Below are 9,641 nucleotides of genomic sequence, written 5' to 3' on the forward strand. Positions count from 1 at the left end.
ATCCGCCCACACAGCCCGTCCAGCTCGCCAGCCCACGCCTCCACCACCACAACGCAGATCATCCACCACGACCACCAAGTGCCGTTGCAGTACTAGGGCTCGCAGGCCCTGTGCCCAAGAGTGCTCACCCACCGCCGGCGGCTACCGGCACCGAGCCTGCCGTATCGCGACCCGGTACGTCCCATTAGTGCCCCTGGCCGACGCCGCGACCGGGATGTGATCCATGGCTACGAACCCGCTACGACCGATCGGCAGCTGCGCGACGGCGGACTCGCTGACGCAACAGGGCCCGCCAGGCGAGTGGCAAGGCTGCCAACGGGTATCATTCCGACGTCCGAATATGTCGTACCGAGTCGGGGGCGGTGCGCATTGGAACGTACTGACGATGCCTGGATGCGGGGGGACGCCGTCGCCGCGGCGTCGGTCGCCATCTCCTCGTCGCAGATCATCCGTTTCGCGAGGCGCCGGTGTTCGGCTTCGCTGCATGGCGAGAATGGAACTCGGGCGTGACCGATCTTGTCGACCGGCTTCGCGACGACGTGCTGCGCAGAGAACCCGCCCTGGTTCTGAGTTACGCCGGGCGCCGCTGGGCGTTGACGCGCGGTGAGTCCGTCTCGATCGGTCGTGCCAGTCACTGCACGATTCAGCTGCCGGATGACGACCACATTTCGCGCTGTGCGCTGTCGCTGCGCGTCCTGGACGACTGTGTGCTGATACAGAACAGCTCAGCTTCGAAACCTGCCGTGCTGCGCCCTCCAGTGGGCGAGGACCGGGTCCTCGAGCCGGGAGCAGGCACCACGTCCATGCCGTTTCGCATCTTTCGCATCGTCGTCGCCGGCCGTGGTGGAGTTGCCATCGGTGTCGAAGCCGATGCGTCCGCTCTTACGCCCGACCTCAGTGTCCCGGACGAGACAACGCGCTCGTGCCCGACTGTCACCAGCCCCATCACGTTCACCGCGGCCCAGCGGCGCATTCTTGTGGAACTGTGCCGACCGCTGCTGACGAGATCGGGCGCGGCCGTGCGACCCGCCGACTACGAGGAGATCGGGCAGCGGCTGGGCCTGAAGCCGTTCCACGTCCGCAATGTGATCAAGAAGCTTCGCGAGGAACTGACCGGCCACGGCGTGCCTGGTCTGACTGACACCGAGGTCGCGGCGGCCCGGGACGGTTTCCGCTGGCCTCTTGCCCGCTGGCTGGTCCGCAACGGCCTCGTGAGCAGCGATGACATCGGAGGCCAGCTGCCCGTCGCCCCCGTCGAGGACATGAACCTGGCTGACGATCTTCGCGGCCACGAGCGCCATGACGACTGACGACGCGGAAAGGCCAACCGCCGGCAGACCACTGGTGCCGAGCGACGCCGCGCACGCCGAGCGAGCCAATGGCCTTCACGTGGGGCCGCCCGAAGCACCCGACGAGTACGAGCTGTTCGGGGAGGGAACTGCCGGCGGTGAGGGCGTCATCTGGCGTGCTCGCTACCGGGGGGCTTTGACGTCGCCCGTACCGCGGGCAATCAAGCTGCTGAACCGGCCTCCCGGGCTACACGACGAGTGGCCGTCGCAGAGCGACATGCGGCGGTGGAGAGATCAGATCGTCCTCCTGAACCACCTGCAGCTCGACCACCTGGTGCAGGTATTCGAGCTCTTTCGAGGCGCGCCACCGCATCCTTCTGGAACCGCGCAGGCACGCGCTGACGTCACCTACGTCGCGATGGAGTGGGTCGAAGGACCGACCCTCGACCAACTTGCGCGAGGAGAGCCGGCCACCCGCCGCCTGCTCGCCGGGCGGCTGGAGTACGTCCTGCACGTCGCGCAGACGCTCGCAGGGCTGCACTCGCTCAGCAGATCGGCCGGCAATCCGAGCCTTCACCGGGATGTGAAGCCGACGAACTGCATCGTCCACCGGGAGCGCGGCGTCGTGCTCATTGACCTGAGCACCATGCGCCTGCTCGCCGACGGCTACGACAGGCTCGGCATGGTCAGCCACGACTACGCCGCCCCGGAGGTGCTCCGGTATCCGCACGCACCGCGTGCGCCGTCCGCCGACCTGTACTCGCTTGGCGGGCTGGCCGTGTTCTGCCTGCTCGGCGAGAACCCACCCGCCGCGTCAGCCGCCACCGTGCCCGTTCTCCGGCAGCGCATCGCCGTGGTCGGACGACAGGCAGGCGTGCCCGACCCGGACGCCTTTGCGGCGCATCTGGTGGCGATGCTCAGCGCGGAACCGGAACGCCGTCCCCAGGACGGTGTGGCCTGGGCCAGAAGCCTCATCGAGCTCGCCGCCACAGCTCCCACCGCGCCCCGCCGTGCGATCGCCTCTCGGCTTGCCGCCGCACTGGTGCCGCGTCGAGGCAGGCGACTGATCCTCGGCCTCGGCGTGGTCGCACTGGGGGCATTCGTCGCCCTCGGTCCGGTGGGGCTGTGGCCGGACGCGCAGCGCGGCGACAGGTCGGGGGCCGTGGCGGTGTCAGGTGGTCCCGTCACCCCCGTGCCGGGCAGCTCGGCTCCCGGGGCCGACAGCGTCGGCCGCTCGAGCTCCGACGCGGCCGTGACGCCGACCGGGATGATCACCTCGCCCGGCGAGGACGCCAGAGTGGCGCAGTGCTCCTACTTTTCGGGGACGGCCCAGATCCCCTCAGGGAGCACCCTGGTGTTGACCATGGCGAATCTCAGCAACGGTCAGCCGGAGAAGTACGTGGAGTACGTGTTCGGCTGGGACGAGCCAGCGACGACCTGGTCCTGGCGTGGCGCGCAGTACTTCGGGCAGCCCTCCGACACCAGCGGCCAGCGGTACAGGGTCGAGCTGATGGTGATCGATCTGCTCTCCGCGCGGCAGGCCCGAGCCGCGGGCGGCGACGCCGTCAACGCCCTGGCGGCCAGCGGAACCGTGCTCGACGACCGGACGGTCGTCCGAGTCGGCGGCGCCGTCGCGAACAACTGCGAAGGCCCGTAGGCAGCCGGCACCGACCCTCCGCTGTGTCGGCGGGGGTTGGGCGCTCAACTATCCCGGGTGACTCCGCTGGCCTACCTTGCGTAGCGCGGATGACAACGGCGTCCGTGTGGAGACGGACACTCGAGCGGAGTAGTGGATGCGCGGGCGGATTCGCGAACGGGTACGGCAGCACCGGAGAATCGCACTCCCAGCTGTCCTGAGTGTGTTGGTCGCCGCCGCGGGAGCTGTGATCGCAACTCCGGCCGCGGCTGTCATCGGCGGCAGCACTATGATCGTGAACGGCGTCGATCCGCAGCCGGCTGTTGTTGCGATATTCAGTGACAACGGGATAAGGGACATCGCCGGCGAGACCTGCACGGGAACGCTGATATCTCCGACGTGGGTGGTGACCGCTGAACACTGCACCTACGCGAGCGGCGGGACGGGCAAGCCGTACTCTCCCTCCGAGGTGACCATCAGCTTTCGCGCGGGACCTGGTAATCGAGCCTTCAAGGTGAAGCCTTACCAGATCGATCGGATGCCGAATTACGGCGGGGATGATCGCGGTGGCGACGACGTGGCCTTGCTCCATCTGAAAACCGCGGTGACCGACGTCACGCCGATTCCGCTGCTGGCCGGTGCCGCGTTCCCCGGAGTCCAGCAGATCGAAAGGTACGGCTTCGGCGTAACCAGCGCGGCGGCAACGAGCGGTTCGGCTACCGCGGATGTCAGGAGATCGATCGAGGGAGTGTGGTCGTGGGACTACATCTCCGCGCGGTTCCAGACCTCCTGGCCCGGGGGGCTTGGAAACTGGTACCCGGACAACCTCCTCGCCACCTACCCCATCGAGGGCGCCGGTGCCCTAGGCGACAGCGGCGGAGCTGCACTGGTCAAGCTTGCCGGCGGCCAGTACGCGCTCGCCGGGGTTACCTTCGGCTCGGTTGACCGCACCGGAAAGCACGGTAAAGATCCCCTCGTCCTGGGTTTGAACTTCCTCGGTCTCAGCAACCGGGTGGACACCGATAGTCGGGCGTGGAACTTCATCCGAAGCCATGTGAGTGACACGCGAACTGCTGGACCGGCATATCTTGACGGAGCGCTACTCAAAGAGGCTTCCACGGCCTGGGTCTACGTCAGCTACGGAGGGGCGAAGTTCCGTATTCCCGACCAGGCGGCGTTCAACGCCTTGGGATTCTCCTGGTCGGCGATTCGGACGGTCCCGAACGGTACCCTTGCCCAGATTCCCTCCGTACCGCAGGACGGGACACTGCTGCGCGAGTTCTCACACCCGAACGTCTACCGTGTCGAGCGCGGCCGCAAGCGCTTGATCGAGCTTCCCGAGTACCTCGCCAGAGATTACGGACGCTGGCTGCACTATGTGCCCGACGGGACCTTGGGTCAAATCCCATGACCGCCAGGCCATCCGGCGACATCTCTGATCGTGGCTGACCGTCGGCCGCGCCAACGCGAAAAGATATCGAACCGGCACGACGTATCGGGGGAGACTTGATTTCACCTAAAGATGTCAACGACTCCAGGCGGGCGGGGCTCAAGCTCGCTCAGACCTTCTACGACGGTGCCCAGCTGCATCCTGTGCCAGCCGGCATCGAGCTACATCCCGGTGAGATCTGCCTGGGCGGCGCAGATGCTCGAATAGAGTGCCACGCGGCCCCCGCCGGGTGGCGTCCGACGGGAACTGGACCTTGTAAGATCACCAGTCTCAGATTCTCCGTGCAGATTGATGGGATCTCTACCGACTACTGGTTCAGGGATATCTCCCGGGCCGAATGTGACGGGCGAGGTCTACAACTCACTTCGTCGCGCCACGGTACCGTCCGACTGGTAATTCCTTATGCGGACTACTGGTTCGTGATGTTCAACAAGGCGGCCTATCAGCGCGTGGTGTGGCCGCCTTTGCCGGATGACGAGCGTGCGGCGGCACCGGTTGGTCCGCCGCACGCTTACGGGGCTCCCGGTCACGGCCAGCCGCCTTCTGGGGGGGCACGCCGTCGCTCCAGCTGGCGGATCTTCGGTCCGTTCGCCGGTGAGTCCTTCTTCGGCATGAAGACGACGATTTCCTGTGGTCTGCTGGGCCTCGGGGGTGGAATCACCCTCATGGTCGGTTACTTTTCGGACGGGCAGGTCCGAGACGGGCTGATCTGCCTCCTGCTCGCCGCACTCAGCGCGCTGACACTGGTCATCACGGAGTTCGGGCGGGTTCGGGACGCGCTGCCTGGGCCGCGCAAGGCACTGGCCGCGCTTGGCCTCGCCTGCCCGCTGCTGGTGGTCGCCTTCGTTGCGCTCCACGTCGTCGTGCTGCTGGTCGCGGTGGTGCTGCCCCTCCTCTTCCTCCGGCTGCTTCTCTTCTCCGGCGGGGGTGGGTCGGGCAGTAGCGATCCGTTCCGCTACGTCGAGGCGCTCGACAACCCGGCGAGGTACAAGCAGCGCCAGGAGCGAGGGTACTGACCTGCGCTGGCGGCAGGATTCGGCGGGTAACGTCGGCCGGTTGCCGCGGCGGCCCGCGGACTACGAACCCCTGGTCCCGACCCGGTCCGTCCTGACCGCCGCGCATGCGACACGGCGTGGGCGCGTGGGCTACGTCGGGGCGCTCGGCAGCCGCCGCACCCTCCGGACGAGCCTGCCGGTTCTGGACGCCACGTCCGCGGAAGCGACCACGATCGGCCTCGTCGTTGTCGCGATGCTGGCGGTCTCGGCACTGCTCGCGCGCCGCAGCATCGTCTCGCCCGTGTACGGCGGGCAACCCGTACGTCTGCTGCTGGCGTTGCTCTGGTCGGCGAACCTGGCGTTCTTCGCCGCGGCCACGTTGCGGGTCTGGCTCGATCTTCCCTACCGGGTGGTGGCCGGAGCCGCTGTGGCGCGCCTGGTGTTCGGTGTACTCGCCTATTGGCGTACCGCTGATATCGGGCCGATGCAGTTGTACACGAGCGCGGTGACGCTGCCGCCATGACCGCGATGCTGCACTTCGACACCGGTCTGCTGGCTCCTGGGGACGTCCTCGTCTGGGACTCGGAGATCCGAAAGTGGCGCCGCTCGTAGTGAACACAGCTTCGCGTCGACGTCGCAATCGGTGGACACGCCAGACACAAAGGCGGACACCCCAGTTGCGGAGACGGAGCCGTCGAGAGGGTGCCCGGACGCCACCGCAAGGACGCTGGTAGCTGGCTCAGCGGGCCGCCGTCTCGCCGGGCCAGGGGTCGGTGCGCCCGAACTCGGTCAGGAGATCAGGTCTATCAGGGTGGCGATCAGATCCGCTGGTGATACGCGGCGGGGGGACCTTCGGAACGACTGCGTGTTCAGGTGGTAGCCGATGAGCGTGCTCCTGATCGTCTCGGCGAGGGCCTGCGGGTTTCGCCGGGGGATCTGCCCGGCCTTCATGAGCTGGTCCAACCGGTGGGTGCTGGCGTCGAGGGCGGCGTTGTACAGGCCCTCCACCTCGTCGAACAGGGTGCCCATCGCGCGGGCGTCCCGGCTGATGATCGTCTCGAGTCTGCCGAGCTGGTCCAGCGTCGTCAGGGTCTGGTGGAACTCCAGCGCGAGGGCGACCTTCGCGTCGGCGACGGTCGGCTCCGCCGGCTCGCCCGGTGAAGCGGGCTCCGCGTCGCTGATCGTGGCGCGGTACCGGTCGAGTTCCCGCCGGACGACGACCTCGAAGAGCGCGTCCTTCGAGGCGAAGTGGCGGTAGAACGAGCCGGATCCGGCCCGCAGCCCGGCATGGGCCTCGATGTCGGAGACCGTGGTGCCCGCGAGGCCCTTGCGGGCGAACAGGACGAGTCCGGCCTCCATCAGGCGCTCGCGGGTGTCCCGGGCCATGCCTCACCCTAGCGCGCCAGAAGATCCGTTCTAAATGCAAGAAGATCCTTGCGTTTTGCGAGCGGCGGATGGTACGAACGGAGGGCATCCTGAGCGCGCGAACCGTCGGATTCCGCCTGTCAGGGGAAGTCCGGACTCCATCTGTCGGAGGAAGTCATGTCCATCACGGTCACCAGATTGGCGCTCGACATCGGCGCCGAGATCGGCGGCTACACCGGAAGCGAACTCGTCGACGAGGCGGTCGCCGCCGAGTGCAGGGCCGCACTGGACGAGTACGGCGTCCTAGTCTACCGGGAGGTGCACATCGAGGACGGCGACCTCGTCCGGTTCAGCCGGATGCTGGGTGAGGTCGTGGTGCCGAAGGTCAACGACCCCGGCGAGTATCCGGAGATCGCCCACATCACGCTCGACCCGGAGAAGAGCGTGCTGGCCGGCTACCGGCAGGGGAACTTCCTCTGGCACATCGACGGCGCGACCGACGAGCTTCCCCAGCAGGCGACACTGCTCACCGCCCGTGAGGTCGACCCCGCCGGCGGCGACACACAGTTCGCCAACACCTACGCCGCCTACGCCGCACTCTCCGAGGCGGAGAAGGCCGAGATCGCCGACCTGCGGGTCGTCCACAGCTTCGCGACCGCCCAGCGGATCGCCTACCCCGACGCCGGGCCCAAGAAGCGTGCCAGCTGGGAGACGGTGCCGACGCGGGTGCACCCGCTTGTCTGGACCCGTGCGAACGGGCGGAAGTCCCTGCTGGTCGGGGCGACCGCCGGTACGGTCGTCGGCTGGTCGGAAGAGCGCAGCCGGGCCCTGCTGGACCGTCTGCTCGACTGGTCCACCAGTCCGCGGTTCACCCTCCGGCACCAGTGGCGGCGCGGCGACCTGGTGATCTGGGACAACACCGGCATGCTCCACCGCGCCCTGCCCTTCGAGCCGACCTCACGCCGGCTGATGCACCGCACCACGCTGGTCGGTCGGGAGTTGGTCACAGCCCGGTGACAGTCTGGTGACGGCGCGGGCGCGCATGATCGCTGTCTCTGCCCGGCGGCTTTCTCTACCCATCCGGTAGGGAATGCCGTGCGGGCCCGGCGGCTTGGAGGGTTCATGGCCCTTGAGTTCACCGTCACCTGGGACTACCGCTGCCCGTTCGCCCGCAACGCGCACGAGCACATCCTCACCGGGTTGGCCGCCAGCGCCGACTGGGAGGTCCGCTTCGCGCCGTTCTCCCTCGGGCAGGGTCACGTCGAAGAGGGGCAGCCCGACGTCTGGGACCAGCCCGACCAGGACAGTGGCATCCTGGCCCTGCAGGCCGGGGTCGTCGTCCGCGACGACTACGCCGACGTGTTTCCGGCCGTGCACCGTGGCTTGTTCGCGCTTCGCCACGACGAGGCCAGGCAGCTGTCCGACCGCGGCGAGGTCGCCAGGGTACTGGCGCATCACGGCGTGCCGGCCGGAAAGGTGCTGGAGACGATCGACTCGGGCGAGGCGCTGGCCAGGGTCCGCGCCGAGCATGAGCAGTACGTGGGCAGCCACGCTGTGTGGGGGGTGCCGACGTTCATCGCCGACGAGCGGGCCGTCTTCGTCCGGCTCATGGACCGTTCCCCCGCGGGGGCCGACCCTGCCGGGTCGATCCGCGCGGTCGAGCGTGTGGTGGAGCTGCTGACCGGCTGGCCAGAGCTCAACGAGTTCAAGCACACCACCATCCCCCGCTGACAGCGGCCGGCACCCGGCACCCGGCATCCGGTAGACGGAAGGAAGTCCGCGATGGAGACATGGGACGCGATCCGGGCCCGCCGCAACGTCCGTGCCTACACGACCGACCCGGTCCCGGCGGAGCTGCTGGACCGGATCACCGAGGCCGGCTGGCGGGCACCGTCGGCGTCGAACCGGCAGCACTGGGACTTCGTGATCGTCACCGACCGGGGGCAGCTGGCGGAGTTGTCGACGGTCTGGCGCGGGGCCGGTCACATCGCCACCGCCCCGGCGGCGATCGCCCTGGTCGTGCCCGTCGCGTCAGACGACCGGACGCGGGTCGTGGACCAGTACGACCTCGGGCAGGCGACCTACGCGATCATGCTGGCCGCCGCCGATCTCGGCCTGGGCACCGGGCACTCCGCGGTCGGCGAGCAGGACACGGCACGCGCGATCCTCGGCGTCCCGGACACGCATCTGGTTGCGTTCCTGCTCGGTGTCGGTTACCCCGCTGATCGGCCGCTGCGGCCCATCGTCAACCCCGACCGGCGCCCGTTCGGCGAGGTTGTCCACCACGGCCGCTGGTGACGTCGGCGCATCATCTGATCATGACTGATCGGGAGTCTCAGCTTGATTTTTAACCTGTGCGTTGGTGGTGGGCGGTCATGGTGAGGTCTCGTTTGCTGGTCTTTCCGACGTCGTAGTGGGGCGCTGGTCTGCGGTTGGTGGAGCCGGGAGGGCGGCCGTGGCTATGAAGGTGGGAGTGGGCTCTGCCGCACATCCGGTGGTGACAGAGAGTAGCCGAGCAGGATTCGGTGGCGGAGGAGCGGGAAGCCGGCTCGGCCGTGCATCTGGCGCATGATCTTCTTGGTTTTGGTGTTGACGCCTTCGGTGCCGCCGTTGCTGTACGGCAGGGTGAGNGCGTTGTTCACGGCGTGCCGGTCGAGGTCGAGGCCGCGGNTGTAGGCNTGCAGGTGGGGCAGGTCGGCGGCCCGCGCGGTGGTGATCCAGGCGGTGAGAAGATCGTTGTTGCCGTCGGCGGGGGTGAGCAGCGCGGCGAAGCCGCGGACCAGGCCGGCGAGGGTGGTCATCTCCGGGCAGGCGGCGGTGAGCTGGTCGAGCCGGTCGCGTTGGGCGTCGGTGAGGGCATCGGGCCTGGTGAGCAACAGGCGGGTCAGGGCGCGTGGGGACATCGC

At 68.2% G+C, this 9,641-nt stretch carries 10 protein-coding genes; 8 read left to right on the plus strand and 2 right to left on the minus strand.

Going from position 1 to position 9,641, the window contains the following annotated elements:
- The first annotated feature begins 506 nt into the window (after positions 1-506).
- From B056_RS0104825 to B056_RS0104845, 5 genes are all read left to right on the plus strand, one after another.
- Positions 507-1,310 (plus strand): FHA domain-containing protein, encoded by an 804-nt coding sequence (locus B056_RS0104825; RefSeq protein WP_018500773.1) that lies wholly within the window; start codon positions 507-509, stop codon positions 1,308-1,310.
- Positions 1,300-2,946, plus strand: coding sequence for a serine/threonine protein kinase (locus B056_RS0104830; protein ID WP_084647091.1), 1,647 nt, complete (start codon positions 1,300-1,302; stop codon positions 2,944-2,946). Before B056_RS0104825 ends, B056_RS0104830 begins: the two co-directional genes overlap by 11 nt.
- A gap of 226 nt (positions 2,947-3,172) precedes the next feature.
- Entirely contained in the window at positions 3,173-4,336 is a 1,164-nt protein-coding gene (locus tag B056_RS39305) for a trypsin-like serine protease (protein WP_018500775.1), read from the plus strand.
- Between the two features lie 458 nt (positions 4,337-4,794).
- Complete coding sequence (locus B056_RS42370; RefSeq protein ID WP_154676836.1) at positions 4,795-5,391, plus strand: hypothetical protein; 597 nt, start codon at positions 4,795-4,797, stop codon at positions 5,389-5,391.
- Positions 5,392-5,515: 124 nt separating this feature from the next.
- Positions 5,516-5,893, plus strand: coding sequence for a hypothetical protein (locus tag B056_RS0104845; protein ID WP_154676837.1), 378 nt, complete (start codon positions 5,516-5,518; stop codon positions 5,891-5,893).
- A gap of 266 nt (positions 5,894-6,159) precedes the next feature.
- On the opposite strand, the gene B056_RS0104855 is transcribed toward B056_RS0104845, so the two are convergent.
- Complete coding sequence (locus B056_RS0104855) at positions 6,160-6,756, minus strand: TetR/AcrR family transcriptional regulator (RefSeq protein ID WP_018500779.1); 597 nt, start codon at positions 6,754-6,756, stop codon at positions 6,160-6,162.
- Between the two features lie 156 nt (positions 6,757-6,912).
- Here B056_RS0104855 and B056_RS0104860 point away from each other — a divergent pair, with 156 nt between their 5' ends.
- From B056_RS0104860 to B056_RS0104870, 3 genes are all read left to right on the plus strand, one after another.
- A complete protein-coding gene (locus B056_RS0104860; protein ID WP_018500780.1) occupies positions 6,913-7,752 on the plus strand; it encodes a TauD/TfdA dioxygenase family protein in 840 nt (279 codons plus the stop codon).
- Positions 7,753-7,857: 105 nt separating this feature from the next.
- Positions 7,858-8,466 carry a DsbA family protein gene (locus B056_RS0104865; RefSeq protein WP_018500781.1) on the plus strand — a complete coding sequence of 203 codons (609 nt, stop codon included), beginning with the start codon at positions 7,858-7,860 and terminating at the stop codon, positions 8,464-8,466.
- Between the two features lie 51 nt (positions 8,467-8,517).
- Positions 8,518-9,033, plus strand: a complete 516-nt coding sequence (locus tag B056_RS0104870; protein WP_018500782.1) for a nitroreductase family protein — start codon at positions 8,518-8,520, stop codon at positions 9,031-9,033.
- 161 nt (positions 9,034-9,194) lie between these two features.
- Here the strand turns inward: B056_RS0104870 and B056_RS35165 are convergent.
- Positions 9,195-9,641, minus strand: a 447-nt coding sequence (locus B056_RS35165) for a transposase (protein ID WP_018500783.1), incomplete at its 5' end; no start/stop codon positions are given.

This window comes from Parafrankia discariae (assembly GCF_000373365.1).
Taxonomy (GTDB): Bacteria; Actinomycetota; Actinomycetes; order Frankiales; family Frankiaceae; genus Parafrankia; species Parafrankia discariae.

Coding starts and splice junctions, on each gene's coding strand:
- B056_RS0104830 (WP_084647091.1), top strand. CDS start 1,300: ATGACGACTGACGACGCGGAAAGGCCAACCGCCGGCAGACCACTGGTG.
- B056_RS0104855 (WP_018500779.1), bottom strand. CDS start 6,756: ATGGCCCGGGACACCCGCGAGCGCCTGATGGAGGCCGGACTCGTCCTG.
- B056_RS0104860 (WP_018500780.1), top strand. CDS start 6,913: ATGTCCATCACGGTCACCAGATTGGCGCTCGACATCGGCGCCGAGATC.
- B056_RS0104865 (WP_018500781.1), top strand. CDS start 7,858: ATGGCCCTTGAGTTCACCGTCACCTGGGACTACCGCTGCCCGTTCGCC.
- B056_RS0104870 (WP_018500782.1), top strand. CDS start 8,518: ATGGAGACATGGGACGCGATCCGGGCCCGCCGCAACGTCCGTGCCTAC.